We start from the raw sequence: 20,894 nt of genomic DNA, 5'->3' as shown, positions 1-20,894 counted from the left end.
ATATTAATAATGGAAATGTTCACTTTCCTTCATAAAAGGGTTTCTTTTTGCCAAAAGCGGTGCTTTTCCTAAAGCCGTAAAGACTATAAATAAGAATATACCACCAAATAGCAATATAGAACCGATTTCTGGAATTCCAATAAACCATCTGTCGCCAACTGTTGCTGGCATTATCATATTGAATATATCAACGTAGTGTCCACAAAGTATTACAATACCTGCCATTATGACAAACCAGTTAATTCGCTTGTAATCACTATTCATTAATAGTAATAGTGGGAAAATAAAGTTCATAGCTACCATACCAAAGAATGGTAGTTTATAATCTTCAATACGAGTTACAAAATAAGTTACCTCTTCTGGTATATTTGAATACCATATTAGCATGAATTGTGAAAACCATAAATACGTCCAGAAAATACTAATACCAAACATAAACTTAGCTAGGTCATGAATATGACTATCATTCACAAATTCTAATAATCCTTTAGATTTTAAGTAAATGGTAACCATAGCAATTACGGTAATTCCACTTACAAACATACTGGCAAACACATACCAGCCAAATAATGTACTAAACCAGTGTGGATCTACACTCATTATCCAATCCCAAGACATCATAGACTCGGTATAAATATAGAATACTAAGAATGCAGCTGAAATTCTAAAGTTCTTTTTAAAGTTTCTGTTATCATCAGCACTATCTTGTGCAATTGAGAATTTTCTAGAAAAACATCTATATAAAGACCATCCTCCTAAGAAAATAAGGCCTCTAATCATGAATCCTGTCTTATTTAACCAACCTGATTTACCTTGTATAAGCGCATCATGTGCAACAACATCTGGATCCATCCATATAAATAAATGTTTGTCAGCAACAAAGGCAATAGCCAATACAATTAATCCACCTGGTAATACATAAGAAGTAATACCTTCCATAACCCTAAATAACACAGGCGACCAACCCGCTTGAGCTGCATACTGAATTGCATAAAATGCAAGTACTCCTAATGCTATCATGAAGAAAAAGAATGCTGCAACATATAATGCTGAATATGGTCTATTATGTATTTGATGTAAAACATGCTCTTCATGACTCATTTCATGGCCTTCAGCTTGCTCACTATGTGCTTCACCACTATGATTGTCTTCTACATGAGGGGCAGCTTCATCGTGAGAGGCTCCATGTGCTTCTTCGGCATGTCCATCACCATGTGCATCATGCTCTTCAGCTAAACGCTTAGTAATATTCTCTTCAGTATAACTATGAGAATCTACAAAGCCGTAACCAACACCAAACAATCCTAAAATTATTAAGACGATAGCTCCTATTTTTAATCGATTTGAAATTTTATATTCCATTTATATAATCTTTATCTAAATCTTACTTTTCTAAATCAGCCTTTAGTTTTTCAACATAAGCTACAACTTGCCAACGCTCTGTTTCGTTCAATTGGTTTGCATAAGAACCCATTGTGTTTTTACCATAATATATAACATGGTAAATACTACCTGTTGTAATTGCTCTACCAGCATCATCGTAACTAGGAACACCTAATATTTTTTCACGTTGCATCAACTTTCCTTGGCCATTACCTTTTGTTCCGTGACAAATACCACAATAAATGTCGTATAATACCTTACCCTCTTCATAGTTTACTTGTGTAGAATCCAAAGGACTTTTCAGTGAAGCTTTTGCCATATCATAACCCTCATTAGTGTTATCAATTTCGTAAGGCATAAAATCACCTCTTGGAATAGAACCTTCAGCAGGTAACTGTGCTTCATAACCATTTTCAAATGCATCTGATTCCTGATATGCTTCATAACCTATAGGTTCATACATATTGGGCATGTACTGATAGTTAGGTCTTGAGTTCTTTTGGCAAGACATAAAGCTTACTAAAAGTACTAATACTACGATATATTTTGCGACTATCTTCATATTAATGTGCATCTTCTTCTTTATCTACAATATTTATTTCAACAGCTCCCGTTTCCTTTAAAAGCGATGTTAATGATTGTTCGTTATCATGTATTGCAATCTCCATTAAGAAATGATCGTCTGTTGTTCTCGGATCTGGATTCTCTGCTTTTTTAAATGGCCACATTCTACTTCTTAGATAAAACGTAATTACCATTAAATGGGCAGCGAAAAATACGGTAAGCTCAAACATAATTGGTACAAAAGCTGGCATATTTTCTATATAACTAAAGCTTGGTTTACCACCAATATCTTGTGGCCAATCTTCAATCATTATAAAATTCATCATTACAATTGCTACTGTAAGACCAACACAACCATACATAAATGCTGTAATTGCTATACGTGTTGGAGCAAGTCCCATTGCCTTGTCTAGTCCGTGAACCGGAAAAGGTGTATATATTTCTTCAATGTGATGTTTCTCTGCCTTTACCTTTTTAACGGCAGACATTAGTACATCATCATCTGTATAAATAGCATGAATTACTTTCGAAGCTTCCATAGACTATATTAGTTTAATAAATTTTTAGCTTGCCCAGCCCAATCATCACGTTCTGCTCTTCCTGGGAAAGAACCTGTGATTGAATCTAACAAGTCATATTCTTTTTTAGTCATCTTACTGACCTGAAGGAAGGTAAAAATACCTATACTGTTAAGTACTTCTTCCATTTTAGGGCCAATACCACTGATGACTTTTAAATCGTCTGCAGTTTGTGTTGTAGCATCAAATTTACCTATACCTTCAAACAAGCTATTCAGTTTTTCATCATTATTACTTGGTAATGCAGCTGGTTTTGTTGAAGCAGTTGCAGTAAAAGCAATTGGGTTAGAAGTTCTTGCATCTGCACCTGTGCCAACCAAACTATCACCACGCTCTCTGATTTTTTTGTAACGTTCACCAGATGATTTTAAAATGGTCTTAACTTCTGCTTGTGCAATTACTGGGAATGTCCGTGCATACAATAAAAATAACACAAAGAAGAAACCTATCGTTCCGATGAAGATACCTATGTCTACAAATGTAGGAGAGAACATTGTCCAAGATGATGGTAAATAATCTCTATGTAATGATGTTACAATAATAACAAAACGTTCAAACCACATTCCAATATTAACAACAATTGAAATAAAGAATGAGAACATAATGCTAGTTCGTAATCTTTTAAACCACATGAATTGTGGAGAGAATACGTTACAAGACATCATTGCCCAATATGCCCACCAGTAAGGTCCTGTTGCTCTGTTTAAGAACGCATATTGTTCGTATTCTACACCAGAATACCAAGCAATAAATAACTCAGTAATATAAGCTACACCTACAATTGAACCTGTAATCATGATTACAATATTCATTAACTCGATGTGCTGTACTGTAATATAATCTTCAAGATTACAAACCTTTCTCATGATGATAAGAAGTGTATTCACCATAGCAAATCCTGAGAAAATTGCACCTGCAACGAAGTAAGGTGGGAATATTGTTGTATGCCAACCCGGAATAACCGATGTTGCGAAGTCAAAAGATACAATTGTGTGAACCGAAAGTACTAAAGGCGTTGCCAAACCAGCAAGTACCAAAGAAACTTCTTCAAAACGTTGCCAATCTTTTGCTCTACCAGACCATCCGAAACTTAATAAAGAATATATTTTCTTTTGGAAAGGTCTAACCGCTCTATCTCTAATCATTGCAAAATCTGGTAATAAACCTGTCCACCAGAAAACTAACGATACAGATAAATAAGTAGAAATAGCAAATACATCCCAAAGTAATGGCGAGTTAAAATTTACCCATAACGAACCAAATTGGTTAGGTATTGGTAGTACCCAATATGCTAACCACGGACGACCCATGTGTATAATTGGAAATAAACCTGCTTGGACTACCGAGAAAATTGTCATGGCTTCCGCAGAACGGTTAATTGCCATTCTCCATTTTTGACGGAAGAGTAAAAGTACTGCAGAAATTAGTGTTCCTGCGTGACCAATACCAACCCACCAAACGAAGTTAGTAATATCCCAAGCCCAGTTTACAGTCTTATTAAGACCCCAAACTCCAATACCAGTAGAAATGGTATAAATAATACAACCTATTCCCCAAAGGAATGCAACCAAAGCAATGCTGAAAACAATCCACCATGCTCTATTGGCTTTGCCTTCAACTGGTCTTGCTACATCAACAGTAACATCGTGATAGGATTTTTCTCCAGTAACTAAAGGTCTTCTAATAGGTGCTTCGTAATGAGACGCCATAATTATATACTTGTTTCTTTAATTTATTTATGCTTTCGATGTATTTCTCACTTTTGTTTGATAGATTACGTTAGGTTTTGTGCCAACGCTTTCTAATAAGTGATACATACGATCATCTTCTTTTAATTCAGCAATCTTGCTGCCTTTGTCATTAATATCGCCAAATACCATTGCTCCGTTTCCACATGCTGCGGAACAAGCTGTTTGGAATTCTCCATCCTTAACTTCACGTCCATCACGCTTAGCATCAAGAATTGTTTTTTGTGTTTTTTGAATACACATAGAACATTTTTCCATCACTCCACGAGATCTAACAGTAACATCTGGGTTTAATACCATTTTACCCAAATCGTCGTTCATTGCGTAATTAAAATCAAACTCTTCGTTATTGTTATATAAGAACCAGTTAAAACGACGCACTTTATAAGGACAGTTATTAGCACAGTAACGTGTACCTACACATCGGTTATATGCCATATGGTTTTGACCTTGACGACCATGAGCTGTTGCAGCAACAGGACAAACCGTTTCACAAGGAGCATGGTTACAATGCTGACACATTACTGGTTGAAATGCTACTTGAGGATTATCAGCTGGATGTTCCATCTCGCCAAACTCACTCAATGAACTACTTAAGCCCGAAATATTCTTTTTCTTTTCATTGTCTCCTTCAAAGGATTCTTCAGAAGAATAGTATCTATCAATACGCAACCAGTGCATATCTCTACTGCGTCTCATTTCTGTTTTACCAACAACAGGAACGTTATTTTCAGCGTGACATGCAATTACACATGCTCCACAACCCGTACAAGCGTTTAAGTCAATCGATAAATTAAAATGATGCCCTATTGAACGATCAAATTCATCCCATAAATCTACATCTGAAGATGTTACAGGAGTTTCTATATGATTTAAGGATACTTCTGGAACTTTGTTCCAAACACGTTTATCCTCAGTGTTGAAAATTACTAAATTAGTTTCTTTGATTATGTCGCCACGACCCATCAAAGTGTTGTGCAACTGTACACAAGCAAACTCATGCTCACCAGTAGCTTTTTCAATAGTTACATTTTGTACTGAGTTGAAATTTTGGTATAACGGGTAAGCGTTAACACCAGTTTTCATCTCTTCTTTCAGTGCTTCAGAAGACCTACCGAAACCAAATGCCATACCAACAGAACCTTTAGCTTGTCCTGGCTGAATAATTACTGGTACATTTTCGACAGTTACACCATTAACAGTAACATTAGCATAGCTACCATTTAATCCACCGTTAGCAACATTCCAGTTTTTTAAATCTAATTTTTCAGCATCAGCTTGAGAAACTGTCAAATAATTATCCCAAGTTGTTCTTGTTATTGGATCTGGAAATTCTTGCAACCATGGATTATTAGCTTGTTGGCCATCACCCATACCTATTTTGGTATAAAGTGATAATTCCATACCACCTTCAGACATTACAGAATTAGCTAAAGCTCTTGCAGCTGTAACACCTGTTAGAACAGAAGCTGTAGTAGCTATTTCTGCATCTGGGTCAGCCTCTGTTGATGATTCATTGGACACCGTATTTACATCTTCAACACTTAATGTTGATGACACAAAAACACCATCTTGAACTGCTTTGTTAAATGAAGCTCCATTTAAGATGTCTGCTGTCCAAACTGATTTTAAATAATCTCTGTAAGAAGTACTATTTCCATTCCAAGCTAATAAAACTTCCTGAAATTGCTTAGTATCAAATAAAGGACGAATTGTAGGTTGCATCATTGAATAATGACCAGACTTAAATTCAAAATCACCCCAAGATTCCAAATTGTGAGGAGCCGCAGCTATATATTGAAAGTTAGTTGATGTTTCATCTTGTTTCATAGAAAATGCAACAGATAAATCAACTTTTTCTAGACCTTCCTTAAACGCTGAAGCATTTGGTAAGCTATACATTGGGTTCACACCATTTGTGATGATAGCTCCAACATTACCCGCATTCATATCAGAAACTAATTGCATTACTGCTTTATCACTTCCTTGTCTTGTTTTTACGGTTGTATTAGGATCAAAAGCTTTACTATTTAAGTATGCATTGATTTCTAAAACTACAGTTTGAGCATTTACATCTTGAATACCTGTAACGACAACTCCGTTACTTCCTGCTAACTTAATTTCTTTAGCAGCAGCTTTTACTGCTGCATCTAATCCATCAGGAAGCTTAGTTCCATTTGCAGAATTACCTGTAATCTCACTGTATAATTTAACCAGAGCTAATTTTTGCTGGCTTGGAGTTAATGGTATACGCTTATCTGCATTAGCTCCAGATAATGACATATTAGATTCAAACTGAATATGTCTAGACATTTTACCATGTTCTGGAATACGCTTAGCAGCATAACCAGAATCAAAACCGCCACCTTGCCAGTCTCCTAAGAAATCAGCTCCTACTGAAACAATAGTCTTGGCTTTTGAGAAATCGTAATTTACCATTCCTCTTTTACCATACTTAGCTTCATATGCATCTAATGTTGCAGACTCAGAAACAGCATCGTAAACGACATGCCTAACGTTACCGTATTTTGATGCAAAATCTGCAATTAATTTATTTGTTGAAGGACTTGGCATTGACGCTGTTAAAAACACAATCTGTTTTCCGTCACTAAGTCCGTTTAATTTTGAAGTCGTTTCAGACATAAAGCTATCCCAAGAGATAACTGTATCACCTTTCATAGGTGTTTTAACTCTTCGATTATCATACAATCCTAAAACTGACGCGTTAACCCTAGCATTTGCTACACCATTGGTTCTGGCATCAGTGTTATTCTCAATTTTAATCGGTCTTCCTTCTCTTGTCTTCACTAAAACACTAGCAAAATCAAAACCATTAGCAATTGTCGTTGCATAGTAATTAGCAACACCTGGAATAATTTCAGTTGGTTGATTTACGTAAGGTATAGACTTTATAACTGGTCCTTCACAAGCCGCTAAAGATGCAGCTGCTGTACTAAATCCAACGTATTTTAAGAAATCACGACGCGTAGTAGATGAAGATTCTAACGTTTCTTTATCCCCTAAAAATTCATCTGTTGGAATTGCTTCTACAAATTCGTTTTGTTTTAGCGCCTCAACAATAGAACTATTTTCGTTTAGTTCTTCAACACTTTTCCAGTATTTCTTGTTTGATGACATATAATTCTGAATTACTTCTTATTAATTAATAATGACACTTACCACATTCTAATCCACCCATCTGTGCCGCGGTTAACTGCTCTACACCATACTTTTTAGATAATTGTTCGTGTATCTTAGTATAGTATGCGTTATCCTTGACTTTTACATTTGTTTCTCTATGACAGTTAATACACCAACCCATTGTTAATGGTGAATGTTGGTACATTATCTCCATTTCTTCAACAGGACCATGACAAGTCTGACATTCAATTCCTCCAACCATAACGTGTTGCGAATGATTGAAATAAGCAAAATCTGGCAGATTGTGAATGCGTATCCATTTCACAGGTTTAGAATCTCCTGTATAAGCTACACCGTCCCAACCAACTGCATCATATAGTTTTTGAATTTCTGCATTATAATCAACTCCATATTCTTTTCCTTCTGCCAAAGTTTCTGGTGCCACTTCTCCTATTGATTTATGGCAATTCATACAGATATTTAACGATGGTATCCCTGAATGTTTACTAACCCTAGCTGAAGAGTGACAGTATTTACAATCTATGCCATTATCACCAGCATGAATTCTATGTGAATAGTGAATTGGTTGCACTGGCTCATAACCTTGGTCTATACCAACTTGCATAAAATAACCATATACGAAATAACCACTAGCTAATAAAAAGAATATTGCCGTTACTAAAACTAAGAATTGGTTTTGAACAAAAGCTTTCCAGATAGGTGTGCGCTTAGTCTCTGCCACTGCCTCAATACCCTTGGCTTCAGCAAAACGATTTAAAGTACGCTTAACTAAAATTAATGCCATTGCCAACAAGGCAAACAATACTGCTAAAGCACCTAGAATTAAATTATTTGAAATCCCTCCTTGATCTGATTGGTCATTTCCTGGTGGTGGCGGAATATATCCTGGGCAATCTGGAGATGATTGCGGATTTAATTCACATGGATCAACTGCAGTATAAGCTAAAATATCCGAAATCTGTTGGTCATCCAATTGAGGAAATGCAGTCATGGCAACATTATTCCATTCTGCATAAATCTTATTCGCATAAGCATCACCAGATTTAATTAAAGCAGAACTGTTACGAATCCATGCATTGAGCCATTCCCTATCTAAACCTTCTTCTTCATAAAGTCGAGTCTCTACGTTTCTCAAAGCAGGACCAGTCATTGGTTTGTCTAACTTATGACAAGCTGCACAGTTAGCATTAAACAAGGATTTCCCGTTTGCTGGGTCGCCATCTTGAGCTGTAATTGAGGTTGAAAACGTGAGAAATAAAATAAAACCTAAATAAAGAATCTTTGAGGTTAAATTGCGGTAGATCACCTGTTTCATATTATTAGTTGAATTATCTTCTAAACTTTGGTACGGTTTTTTCATTAAATATGACAAAAATCATGTTTCTAAAAAACTCTTGCAAAAGTAATATTTAAAGTCGATTTTAGAAATGTTAGCGAACTGTTAATACATAATTTATACCAATTCTAAATAACATTTTTTATTGATTTCCGTTGAATATAATACCTTTGCATTTCAAATACAAAATTATGACATTTAAAACCAAACACATAAGCTTATTTATTTTAGTATTAACGATTTCTCTTACAGCCAATGCACAACAAGGAGAAGTTAATGTAACTCAAGATAGTGACATAGATAAGTTGTTAGAATTTAAAAAAGATATTAAGACTTCTAAAATCTATAGAATTCAGGTTTATCAGAGTGTAGATCCGGATAAAGCACAGCGTGAAAAGTCTAATTTTTTAAATTCTTATAATCAATGGCCAGCTGAAGTGGTCTGGAATACTCCTAACTATAAAGTATGGGTTGGTAATTTTGCAACGCGATTAGAAGCAGAACGCGCTGCTGCAAAAATTAAGAAGAAATATATGAATGCTATAATTCTTCAACCCAAATCAGATAAAAGATAAACAACAGAAAAGATAAAAAAAGCGACCAATTGGTCGCTTTTTTTATCTTAAGTTATTATTATTTCAACTTCTTCTTAACTTCTATTTCTTGGAATGCCTCAATAACATCACCAATGGCAATATCATTATAGCCTTTAATTTGCATACCACAATCGTAGCCTTTTGCCACTTCTTTAACATCATCTTTAAATCGTTTCAGAGCAGTTAATTCTCCTGTGTGAACTACAACTCCATCTCTAATAATTCGAATCCCAGAGTTTCTAAAGATTTTACCATTCATCACCATACAACCTGCAATATTTCCGATTTTAGAAACCTTGAATATTTCTCTTATTTCAGCTGTACCTGTAACCTCCTCCTTAACTTCTGGAGATAACATACCTTCCATTGCATCTTTAAGATCATTAATAGCTGCATAAATAATAGAATATGTTCTAATATCAATTTCTTCTTTATCTGCAATCATTCTTGCATTACCAACAGGTCGCACATTAAATCCAACGATTATTGCATCTGAAGCAGTTGCTAAAAGCACATCACTTTCAGTAATCGCACCAACTCCTTTATGTATAATGTTAACTTGAATTTCTTCTGTAGACAATTTCTGGAATGAATCTGTTAATGCTTCTACGGAACCATCCACATCACCCTTAAGTATAATATTTAGCTCTTGGAAATCACCGAGTGCTATACGTCTTCCGATTTCGTCAAGTGTGATATGACGCTGTGTTCTAACCGATTGTTCGCGTTGTAATTGTGTTCGCTTCGTCGCAATTGTCTTTGCTTCACGTTCATCTTCAAACACATTAAATTTATCACCTGCTTGAGGAGCTCCATCTAAACCAAGTATAGATACTGGTGTTGCAGGGCCTGCAGCCTCAACATCATGACCACGTTCATCTTGCATAGCTTTTACTTTACCACTGTTTTTTCCTGCTAAAACATAGTCACCAACCCTTAAAGTACCTGCTTGCACTAATATTGTTGATACATAACCTCTACCTTTATCTAAATAAGCTTCTACTACTGTTCCGACTGCTGGTTTATTAGGATTAGCTTTTAACTCTAATAACTCAGCTTCTAGTAATACTTTTTCAAGCAACTCTTTAACACCTGTTCCCATTTTTGCAGAGATATCATGAGATTGAATTTTCCCTCCCCAATCTTCTACTAAAAGGTTCATTGCTGCTAATTGCTCTTTTACTTTTTCTGGATTAGCATCTGGTTTATCAATTTTATTGATTGCAAATACGATTGGAACTCCAGCTGCTTGAGCATGAGAAATTGCTTCTTTAGTTTGTGGCATTATAGCATCATCTGCAGCTACCACAATAATAGCAATATCTGTTACTTGTGCCCCACGCGCACGCATTGCTGTAAAAGCTTCGTGACCTGGTGTATCTAAAAATGCAATTTTTTGTCCGTCTTCTAATTCAACTCCATAAGCACCTATGTGCTGTGTAATTCCACCTGATTCTCCAGCTATTACATTTTCTTCTCGTATATAATCAAGTAATGAGGTCTTTCCATGATCAACGTGACCCATAACTGTTACGATAGGAGCACGAGGTTTTAAATCTTTAGGATCATCAACAACTTCTTCAATAGACTCTTCTATATCTGCAGTAATAAACTCAACATCATAACCAAATTCTTCAGCAACAATAGTTAACGTTTCTGCATCTAGTCGTTGGTTCATAGTTACCATCATACCCAAAGACATACACGCCGAAATAACTTGCGTTACACCAACGTCCATCATGGTAGCAACCTCACTTACTGTCACAAATTCTGTAACCTTAAGCGTTTTACTTTCAGCTGCTGCAATTTCTTGATCGATTTCAGTCTGTTGACGGTGTTGATCTCTTTTTTCTCTACGATATTTGGCTCCTTTTCCTTTATTAGACTTTCCTTGAAGCTTTTCTAAAGTCTCACGAATTTGTTTTTGAACATCTTCTTCACTTGGCTCTTCTTTAACTACTTTTGGTCTAGAATTACCTCTGCCTTTTCCACCACCACGTCTATTATCGAAATTCGGCTTTGCACCAGACTCATTTCCTCCTTTACTAATACGACGTCTTTTACGTTTATTAGCATCACCAGCGGCAGCAGGTTTTTTCTCTTCTTTTTTCTTTTTAGGCTTTTTAAATTGTGTAAGGTCTATCTTCTCTCCTGTGGTAGTAGGCCCAGAAAGCTTTTTGTATTGTGTTCTGAGAGTTTCTTCAACAGGTTCGCTCGAATTTTCAGTTGATTCCTCTTCTTTAGGAGTCTCTTTGGCTTTTATGTCTTTCTTCTTAGTTGTATCTTTAGATTCCTTTTTAGGCTCTACAACTTTCTCCTCTACTTTCTCAGCTTTTGGAGTTTCTTTAACCTCAACTTTTTTAGGTGTTTCCTCTTTCTCAACTTTAGGCTTATCTAAGTCAATTTTACCAACTTGTTTTGGTCCACTGAGATCTGCTTTCGCTTTTACAACTGATTCTTTTACAGCTTCTTTCTTTTGCTTTTCTTCAATTTCGCGTTCACGTCGTTCACGAAGCTCTTCTTTTTCTTTAAGCTTTGCTTCACTAACTTCTTGAGCTTTTTCACGCTTAGTAGCATCTGTCTGAAATTCATCAGAAAGCGTATCATAAACCTCTTGCGAAATTTTAGTATTAGGACTTTTCTCAACCTCTATCCCTTTGGATTCTAAAAAATCCACAGCGCGATCTATTGAGATATTTAATTCCCTTAATACTTTATTTAATCTTGTTTGAGCCATAAATTGCCTGTAATATAACTTAAATATATTGTATACCTGTTCAACTTCAAAATGTCATAACAACATTTTCAAAATTTAAGATGGTATTATTCTTCAAATTCTTCTCGTAGAATTCTAATAACTTCTACTATAGTTTCTTCTTCTAAATCTGTACGTTTTACCAAATCATCAACATCTTGCTCTAAAATGCTTTTTGCTGTATCTAAACCAGCTTTGCTAAATTCTTCTATAATCCATGATTCTATTTCATCAGAGAATTCTTTTAACTCTACATCTTCTTCAGCACCTTCTCTAAATACATCTATTTCGTAACCTGTTAATTGGCCAGCCAAACGGATGTTATGACCACCTCTACCAATAGCTTTAGACACTTCTTCTGGTCTTAATAAAACCTCAGCTCTCATGTTTTCTTCATCTAATTTTAATGAAGTTACACGTGCAGGACTCAATGCTCTGGTTACGAAAAGTTGAATATTATTAGTATAATTAATAACATCTATATTCTCATTTCCTAACTCACGAACAATTCCGTGTATTCTAGAACCTTTCATACCAACACATGCACCAACAGGATCTATTCTATCATCATAAGAATCTACAGCTACTTTAGCTTTTTCCCCTGGAATACGCACTACTTTCTTCACCGTAATTAAACCATCGAAAACTTCTGGTATTTCTTGCTCGAATAATTTTTCTAAAAACAAAGGTGATGTCCTAGACATTACAATTGCTGGTTTACTTCCTTTTAATTCTACACTCTCAATAATTCCTCTTACATTTTCTCCTTTTCTGAAAAAATCTGAAGGAATCTGCCTGTCCTTAGGAAGTATAATTTCATTTCCATCGTCATCTAACAAAATGATTGCCCTGTGACGAATATGATGAACCTCCGCTGAATATATCTCTCCTTCTAATTCTTTAAAGTGCTTGTATATATTAGTATTATCGTGCTCGTGAATCTTAGAAATTAAGTTTTGTCTTAATGCTAAAATTGAACGTCTTCCAAGATCAATCAATTTTACTTCTTCTGCAACGTCTTCTCCAACTTCAAAATCTGGCTCTATTCTCTGAGCCTCAGATAATTCAATTTCCTGATTAGGTTCTTCCACCTCTCCATCAGCAACAACAATACGATTTCTCCATATTTCTAAATCCCCTTTATCTGGGTTTATAATAATGTCAAAATTATCATCATCACCATATTTTTTCTTAAGTGCATTACGTAATACATCCTCAAGAATCGCCATTAACGTAACTCTATCTATTAATTTATCGTCCTTAAATTCCGAAAATGATTCAATTAACGCTACATTTTCCATAATTGATGTGAATTAAAATTTTATTTTAACTTTTGCTTCTTTAATATTATCGAAAGTAACATTAGCTTCTTTAATTACTGTTACTTTACCTTTTCCTACTGGTTTTGGCTCTCTAGCTTTCCACTTTAAAACCATTCCATTATCGTTTACCTCTACGAGTTCCCCTTCTAGGTTTTGGCTATCCAAAGTTTTTACCTCTAAGTTTCTACCAACATGCTTTTTATATTGTCTTGGTAGTGTTAACGGTGTTGTTGCACCAGATGACAAAACTTCAAGAGAAAAATCGTGCTCATCTCTATCAATATTATGCTCAATTGCTCTACTTATGAACATACAATCTTCTACCAAAACTCCTTTATCACCATCTATTACAATTTTAATTGCATTATCTGAAGACATATTGAAATCTATTAGGAACAAATCCTGCCTTTCTTTTAATGCGTTTTGTAATAAGTCTTCAACTGTTTTCTTAAACATTTTTTGATATAAAAAGAGAGGACTTTTCGTCCTCTCGCTCATTTATTTTTCGTAAACAACGGTGCAAATATACAATATTTAAATTAATTTTTCAAAGTTCTACTAAGTGGATTTATTTTCTTAAATTTAATGATACTAACTCTAATCCAATAATCAATGAATAAAATTTTAGTTCCTACAGATTTTTCTGAACAAGCAGAAAATGCGTTAAAAGTAGCAGCTATGCTGGCCAAAAAACATAATGCCGAGATATACTTATTACATATGATGGAAATTCCTATGCAACATATAGATCCTGGAATCTCTCACCAAGACGTACCTGAAGCAATTTTCTTTATGAAATTAGCTCACAAGAGATTTGAGGACTTAATAGCTAGTGATTTTCTAGAAGGCATTACTGTACACGAAACCGTAAAAGCTGACATAACATTTAATGAAATTAAGGATGCTTGCAAAGAATTTGATATTGATTTAATTGTCATGGGTTCACATGGTGCTACAGGAATAAAAGAAATGTTTGTAGGATCTAACGCTGAAAAAGTTGTTCGTACTTCTATTGTCCCTGTTTTAGTAATAAAAAATGAACATGAAACATTTAAGGTTTCAGACTTTGTTTTTGCATCTGATTTTAAAAATGATAATAAGGAAACCTATAAACAGGCCATTAAATTTGCAAATGCTTTTAATTCAAAAATTCATTTACTCATGGTAAATACAGCTAATAACTTTTTGACAACCTATGAGGCAAATTCGCGAATTGAAGATTTTATTTCTGGACAAACCTTTGATAATTATACTATTACAGTTCATAATGACACCAGTGTGGAGCAAGGCATATTAAACTTCTCAAAGGATATTGATGCAGATTTAATTGGCATAAGCACTCATGGACGACAAGGTATTGCTCACTTTTTTAATAGTAGTATTAGCGAGGATTTAGTGAACCATGCTAATCGACCAGTGATTACATTTAAGATCTAAAATTGGTAAGTATAAAATGAAAAAATCCTAATCAGAACTGATTAGGATTTTTTTTCGTTGGCCCACTAGGGATCGAACCTAGACTCTTTGGTACCAAAAACCAATGTGTTGCCAGTTACACCATAGGCCAATTACTCAAAATGAGGGTGCAAATTTAAGACAAAGTTTTACTTGGACAAAAAAAATCTAGAAAAATAATCTAAAATACTTAACGTTAACTTAAAAACTTAGGCATTACTATAATAATTAGTAAATTCGCCTGCATTAATAAGCAAGGTTTTCATGACAGATTTTAACTTTAAAAAGTGGAATACAATATTAGGATGGTTTGTTTTTGCCGTAGCATTTACGGTATATACACTAACCATTGAGCCAACAGTTAGTTTTTGGGACGCTGGTGAGTATATTTTAACTTCATCAAAATTACAGGTTGGGCATCCTCCGGGAGCACCGTTATTTCAGATGTTGGGTGCTTTTTTCTCAATATTTGCTTTAGAACCGTCACAAATAGGAATGATTATGAACTTGATGAGTGCTGTAGCAAGTGCGTTCACCATTCTTTTCATGTTTTGGACTATCAGCCTACTACTTATAAAATTAGTTAAATATAAAGAAGACTCAAGCACTAGTAAAAGTCATGCCATTTTAGGAAGCGCATTGGTAGGAAGTTTAGCATTTACATTTACAGATTCTTTTTGGTTTAATGCCGTTGAAACTGAAGTTTACGCCATGGCTACTTTGATAATGGCAATAATGTTTTATTTAGCATTGCGTTGGGAGCAAGATATGCACAAACCTAGAGGTAACCGTTGGTTAATCTTAATTGCTTTTGTAATTGGATTATCATTTGGAGTTCACTTTATGGGTCTATTAACTATACCAGCAATTGGACTTATTTACTATTTTAAAAATTATAAAACTATAACTATAAAGAACTTTATAATTGCTAATATTGCTTCGGCTGCAATTTTACTTTTTATATTTAAACTTCTACTACCTTCAACCTTAACACTCTTTGGTTATTTAGAGGTGTTTTTTGTAAATTCAATAGGACTCCCTTTTAACTCAGGAACCATCATCACTGGCTTACTGGTTATCGGCTTGTTTTACCTTGGTTTGAATTTCACCAGAAAGAAAGGCATGTTACATGCTAATACTTTAGTGCTTTGTTTAATGTTCATTTTTATCGGGTTTTCGTCCTGGATGATGCTTCCGATTCGTGCTAATGCTCAGGTAATCATAAATGAAAATGATCCTTCTGATGCACGAGAACTTTTAGCATACTATAACTTAGAACAATATCCCGAAACTCATCTATTTTATGGGCCCCAGTTTACAGAAGTTTATTCTGGTGCAGATAAAGATGAGCCTTTTATTGACGACAAGAAGAATTATGAGCGAGATGAAGAACTAGGCAAATACGTGGTAATAAATGATTGGGAAGGTAGTAAACAAAACTACAACCATGAACATGCTTCTATACTTCCGAGAATGTGGAGTAGCGAGCATGCAGACAATTATATGATGTTTACTGGTTTAATTGACTTTAAAGTTGATCCTAACCTACAAACTCGTGCTTATAACGAAGCTCTTAATGCTGGTTTAACTGAGGAACAAGCTAGTCAATATGCTGTTGGTGAAAAGCGACGTTTTGATCAGCTTGTTAACGATTTTAAAATGGGAATTGCCCAAGGCGAAGTAGATTATGAAGATTATAATAACTTCCTAAAACGTTATGGGCAACAATATTTAGTTGTTGAAAAGCCATCGTTTGTAGATAATGTGACCTATATGTTTCAATACCAATTTGGTTATATGTACTGGAGATACTTCATGTGGAATTTTACTGGTAGGCAAAATGACATTCAAGGTAAATATGACGATTTTAATGGGAATTGGATTTCTGGAATTAACTTTCTTGATGAAATACACCTTGGCTTGTCTCAGGACAATCTTCCTACTGAAGTTTTAGAAAACAAAGCACGTAATACCTATTACTTTTTACCATTACTTTTAGGTCTTGTTGGCTTCTTCTTTCTACTTAATGTAGATAAAAAACGTTTTTGGGTATTACTGGTGTTTTTCTTGTTAACTGGCATAGCCATTCAATTTTATACTAATGTAAGGCCTTTCGAACCTCGAGAACGCGACTATTCAGTTGTAGGCTCTTTTTATGTATTTGCCATTTGGATCGGTTTTGGTGTTTATGCCATATATGATATTTTAAAATCTAATATCAAATCCAAACTATTGGCTCCTTTAATTACTTTGGCCTGTATTATCATTGTGCCGGGAATTTTAGCGGCTAACAATTGGGATGACCATGATCGTTCTGGAAAATATACAGCCAATGCTATGGCGCGCAAGTATTTAGAATCTTGTGCACCAAATGCTATACTTTTTACTATTGGAGATAATGATTCATTCCCTTTATGGTATTTACAAGAAATTGAAGGCGTTCGTACAGATGTACGTGTGGTCAATACTAGTTTATTTCAAACAGATTGGTACATCGATCAAATGAAACGTAAGGCTTACAGCAGTGATCCTATTCCTTCACAATTAACTCACAAGCAGTATAGAGCTGGTACAAGAGATATTACTATTTATCGCGAAATAAACGAGAGAATTGCTAAAGACACTTTAGATATTAAATCATTTATGGATTTTGTATCTAGTGAAAAACCGAATACTAAATTCAAATATGTTATTGAAACTCAAGGAGAAGATCCTAAAGGCTATCCTAAACACATTTTAAAGGCAAATTACTTTCCTACTCGGAATATTAGCATTCCTGTTAACAAAGAAGTGGTCCTTAAAAACGGAATCGTAAGTCCAAAAGATGCCGATAAAATAGAAGACAATTTATATGCAAGAATTGGAAGTAGCTACATCTACAAACACAGACTCCTAATGCTAGATATTATTGCTAATAATAATTGGGAAAGACCTATATACTTTACTGGTGGTGCTTTTAGTGATGAGGACTATATCTGGCTTAAAGATTATTTACAACTAGACGGTATGTGCTATAAACTTGTACCAATAAAAACGCCTGTCAGCAAAGCTAATCCTTATGACATGGGTAGAGTAGACCCAGATTTAATGTATGACATGGTGAAAAACTGGGAATGGGGAGGAAGTGGTGATGACATCTATTACGATATAGAAACGAGGAGAAACGGAATTACATACAGAGGTAATTTAGCACGTTTAATTGAGCAACTCATTAATGAAGATAAATTAGATAAGGCTGAAGATATCGCCGACATCGCCATGGAAAAAATGCCAGTGGATAAATTTGGTTTTCATCAGTTGTTAGAACCTTATATAAGTGCCTATTACGAAATAGGAAATATTGAAAAAGGACGAGCGTTATTTAAGGATGTCGCTAAAATATATCAAGAAAACTTAGTTTATTACAGTGGTCTAACATTAGATAATCAAGAGAAAAAAGTTGGTGAAGAAATTTACTTAGATATTCAACGCTACAGAGCCTTAGTAGATATTTTAGTAGTATATAATGACAAAGAATTTGCTTTAGAAGAAACCAAAAAATTTAATAGTTATTTAAGTCTTTTTGATGAATTGATGAATCGCTACAGTGAGGATGATTTACCAGAGATACCAGACGATATTGATTTAAACACTACAGTTAATGATACTATTAAAAATGTTTCACCTGAAGAGTAAATTGGCATGAAGATTATTCCAGCTAAAACACCAGACTTTGTAAAAACATTGTTCCCAAATTTTATCTGGAATATCAACACTAATGCTAAAGAATTGTATCTCACTTTTGATGATGGCCCTACTCCAGAAATTACAGATTGGGTGCTTCAAACTTTAAAAAAATACAACGCCAAAGCTACTTTTTTTTGTATTGGTAATAATATTGAAAAATACCCTGAGATATTTCAGAATATTTTAGACGATAATCACTCCATTGGCAATCACACCTATAATCATTTAAAAGGTTGGAAAACGAAAACCAAAATGTATGTAGGTAATGTTGAACTTTCAGATTCAGTCATAAACTTTCAAGTTCAAAATTCAAAGTTTATAGACAAATACGATTCAGAGTCTTTGAAACTTTTTAGACCTCCCTATGGCAAGTTTAAAAACAAACAAAGTAAAAAATTACTAGAATTAGGTTATAGAATTATTTTATGGGACGTATTATCTTATGATTGGGATAAATCTATACGTGAAGAAACCTGTTTTAAAAATGTAATTTCGGCAACAAAGAAAGGAAGTATTATTGTATTTCATGATAGCATGAAAGCTTCGCGAAATTTAAAATATGTGCTCCCAAAAGTTTTAGAATATTATACTGAAAAAGGTTTCAAATTCAGAGCCATAAAAGAAATTTAAGCATACTCTTGGATAATACCTATAAGAGCATTGGCATCTTGCTCTCCACTATGTCGCCACTTCATTTCACCGTTTTTATAGATAATCAATGTAGGCAATTCTTTAACACGGAGTGCTTCTGCTAACTCCTTATTTTTATCTACATCAATTTTTATAATTTTTGCTTTATCACCTAGAGCAGCCGCTACATCTCTAAGTATAGGATGCATTGCAACAGATTGATCATTCCATTCTGTATAGAAGTCTAATAGCACCGGAATATCCACATCTATTAATTCCCCAAATTTTGACATACGTTATAGTTTTAAGTGCAACGTGCTATACAAACTACATAAAGGATTCAATAATAAATCCTCTAGTCAGTTCTTTATGAGCAACATAAAAATACGCAATTATATGTAATTAAGCTTCCTTCTTACCTTTTTTGAGTTCTATAACAGTTATTTCTGGCCATATACCTACTCTACCAGGATAACCTAAATACCCAAAACCTCGATTAACATTAATGTATTGCCCTAAGTTTTCATAAATTCCTGCCCAATGTTTGTATCTCCATTTTACAGGACTCCATTTTATCCAACCGGGAATTTCGATACCGAACTGCATCCCATGTGTGTGGCCACTTAAAGTTAAATGATAATGGTAAGCATCATTAACAACTTCTTCGTCCCAATGACTTGGATCGTGACTCATTAATATTTTAAAATCATCTGCTTCTATATGCTGTGAAGCTTTTTTTAGATCGCCTGCTTTTTTAAAACCACCTTTCCCCCAATTTTCAACACCAACTAAAGCTAAACGTTCACCGTTTTTTTTAAGAAATCTACTTTCATTTAATAGGAGATCAAAGCCAATTTCCTTTTGTATGGTTTTTAAATCTTCAAGATTTTGTTCTTTTTCTTTAGGTGAATCCCAATCTACGTAATCACCATAATCATGATTCCCTAAAACTGAATATTTACCATCAACGGCTTTCAATCTTCCAAAACTTTCTTTCCAAGGCAACATCTCTGAAGCCTTATTATTCACCATATCACCTGTAAATAATAAGAGATCAGATTCTTGCTCATTTATTAAATCAATTGCATATTCAATTTTGGCTTTATTGTCAAAACTTCCTGAGTGAATATCACTTATCTGAGTAATTCTATAACCATCAAATGCATTTGGTAAATCTTCGAAATGTAGTGTATAGTTTAAAACTCTAAAATTGTATTTCCCTCTATACATTCCATAAAGCAACGATGCAAAGGGAATTGCCGCTATACCTAAAGCTATTTGACTCACAAATTTTCGTCTTTCTGGAAAATAAAATACTTCACGCTTTGCTATAAACTTATCATAAAGTCCAAAAACACCACGTATAATGTCTTCAAGAAAAAGTACAGATGTTGAAACTAAGTTAAGTACCATAAAAGATAATACAAAACCAAAAGCATAACTTTTAATTGGACTAAGAACTCTTCCTTCTGATGCACCTGTAAATTGATAAATAAAATTACCAGCAATAATAATTGCTATAGCAATATATAAGTAATGAATCCAACTGTATTTTGTTACTGTTTTTATAGCTTGAAAACCATAAAAAGTCAATAAAATAAAAATAATTATAAAAACAATCCAACGTATCATAAATGCA

At 34.3% G+C, this 20,894-nt stretch carries 15 protein-coding genes and 1 tRNA gene; 4 read left to right on the top strand and 12 right to left on the bottom strand.

The window, feature by feature from the left end; genetic code table 11:
- Positions 1–3 precede the first annotated feature (3 nt).
- The 6 genes from Q0822_RS07575 to Q0822_RS07550 are packed head-to-tail and all read right to left on the bottom strand — an operon-like array spanning position 4 to position 8,750.
- Entirely contained in the window at positions 4–1,362 is a 1,359-nt protein-coding gene (locus Q0822_RS07575) for a quinol:cytochrome C oxidoreductase (RefSeq protein ID WP_299122144.1), read from the bottom strand.
- 22 nt (positions 1,363–1,384) lie between these two features.
- Positions 1,385–1,945 (bottom strand): cytochrome c, encoded by a 561-nt coding sequence (locus tag Q0822_RS07570; protein WP_299122143.1) that lies wholly within the window; start codon positions 1,943–1,945, stop codon positions 1,385–1,387.
- A gap of 1 nt (position 1,946) precedes the next feature.
- Complete coding sequence (locus Q0822_RS07565) at positions 1,947–2,486, bottom strand: DUF3341 domain-containing protein (RefSeq protein WP_299122141.1); 540 nt, start codon at positions 2,484–2,486, stop codon at positions 1,947–1,949.
- 8 nt (positions 2,487–2,494) lie between these two features.
- Positions 2,495–4,234 carry an NrfD/PsrC family molybdoenzyme membrane anchor subunit gene (gene nrfD / locus Q0822_RS07560; RefSeq protein ID WP_299122139.1) on the bottom strand — a complete coding sequence of 580 codons (1,740 nt, stop codon included), beginning with the start codon at positions 4,232–4,234 and terminating at the stop codon, positions 2,495–2,497.
- A 27-nt stretch (positions 4,235–4,261) separates the two neighbouring features.
- Positions 4,262–7,411, bottom strand: a complete 3,150-nt coding sequence (locus tag Q0822_RS07555) for a TAT-variant-translocated molybdopterin oxidoreductase (protein WP_299122137.1) — start codon at positions 7,409–7,411, stop codon at positions 4,262–4,264.
- A gap of 25 nt (positions 7,412–7,436) precedes the next feature.
- The gene (locus Q0822_RS07550) at positions 7,437–8,750 is read right to left on the bottom strand and encodes a c-type cytochrome (RefSeq protein ID WP_299122273.1); all 1,314 of its coding nucleotides are present in this window, start codon (positions 8,748–8,750) and stop codon (positions 7,437–7,439) included.
- Positions 8,751–8,962: 212 nt separating this feature from the next.
- Between Q0822_RS07550 and Q0822_RS07545 the strand changes: the two genes are divergently transcribed.
- Positions 8,963–9,346 carry an SPOR domain-containing protein gene (locus tag Q0822_RS07545; RefSeq protein ID WP_299122135.1) on the top strand — a complete coding sequence of 128 codons (384 nt, stop codon included), beginning with the start codon at positions 8,963–8,965 and terminating at the stop codon, positions 9,344–9,346.
- Between the two features lie 58 nt (positions 9,347–9,404).
- Here the strand turns inward: Q0822_RS07545 and infB are convergent, their stop codons facing one another.
- The 3 genes from infB to rimP all read right to left on the bottom strand — a co-directional run bounded on the left by infB (position 9,405) and on the right by rimP (position 13,900).
- Positions 9,405–12,104, bottom strand: coding sequence for a translation initiation factor IF-2 (infB, locus tag Q0822_RS07540; protein WP_299122133.1), 2,700 nt, complete (start codon positions 12,102–12,104; stop codon positions 9,405–9,407).
- Positions 12,105–12,190: 86 nt separating this feature from the next.
- A complete protein-coding gene (gene nusA / locus Q0822_RS07535) occupies positions 12,191–13,423 on the bottom strand; it encodes a transcription termination factor NusA (protein WP_299122131.1) in 1,233 nt (410 codons plus the stop codon).
- A 12-nt stretch (positions 13,424–13,435) separates the two neighbouring features.
- Positions 13,436–13,900, bottom strand: a complete 465-nt coding sequence (gene rimP, locus Q0822_RS07530; RefSeq protein ID WP_299122129.1) for a ribosome assembly cofactor RimP — start codon at positions 13,898–13,900, stop codon at positions 13,436–13,438.
- Positions 13,901–14,056: 156 nt separating this feature from the next.
- Here rimP and Q0822_RS07525 point away from each other — a divergent pair, with 156 nt between their 5' ends.
- The gene (locus Q0822_RS07525) at positions 14,057–14,881 is read left to right on the top strand and encodes a universal stress protein (RefSeq protein ID WP_299122127.1); all 825 of its coding nucleotides are present in this window, start codon (positions 14,057–14,059) and stop codon (positions 14,879–14,881) included.
- Positions 14,882–14,938: 57 nt separating this feature from the next.
- On the opposite strand, the gene Q0822_RS07520 is transcribed toward Q0822_RS07525, so the two are convergent.
- A tRNA-Gln gene (locus Q0822_RS07520) sits at positions 14,939–15,011 on the bottom strand.
- A 152-nt stretch (positions 15,012–15,163) separates the two neighbouring features.
- Here Q0822_RS07520 and Q0822_RS07515 point away from each other — a divergent pair.
- Both Q0822_RS07515 and Q0822_RS07510 read left to right on the top strand, forming a co-directional pair.
- Positions 15,164–18,574 (top strand): DUF2723 domain-containing protein, encoded by a 3,411-nt coding sequence (locus Q0822_RS07515; RefSeq protein ID WP_299122126.1) that lies wholly within the window; start codon positions 15,164–15,166, stop codon positions 18,572–18,574.
- A gap of 6 nt (positions 18,575–18,580) precedes the next feature.
- Complete coding sequence (locus tag Q0822_RS07510; protein ID WP_299122124.1) at positions 18,581–19,255, top strand: polysaccharide deacetylase family protein; 675 nt, start codon at positions 18,581–18,583, stop codon at positions 19,253–19,255.
- Here Q0822_RS07510 and Q0822_RS07505 read toward each other — a convergent pair.
- Both Q0822_RS07505 and Q0822_RS07500 read right to left on the bottom strand, forming a co-directional pair.
- Complete coding sequence (locus Q0822_RS07505) at positions 19,252–19,548, bottom strand: thioredoxin family protein (RefSeq protein WP_299122122.1); 297 nt, start codon at positions 19,546–19,548, stop codon at positions 19,252–19,254. The two genes, Q0822_RS07510 and Q0822_RS07505, sit on opposite strands and share 4 nt — an antisense overlap.
- 109 nt (positions 19,549–19,657) lie before the next feature.
- Complete coding sequence (locus tag Q0822_RS07500) at positions 19,658–20,887, bottom strand: metallophosphoesterase (protein ID WP_299122120.1); 1,230 nt, start codon at positions 20,885–20,887, stop codon at positions 19,658–19,660.
- Positions 20,888–20,894 lie beyond the last annotated feature (7 nt).

Origin of the sequence: uncultured Winogradskyella sp., from assembly GCF_947496485.1 — a bacterium.
Taxonomy (GTDB): Bacteria; Bacteroidota; Bacteroidia; order Flavobacteriales; family Flavobacteriaceae; genus Winogradskyella.
The sequence above is the reverse complement of the archived record's forward strand: the minus strand, read 5'-3'. Positions and strand labels throughout refer to the sequence as shown.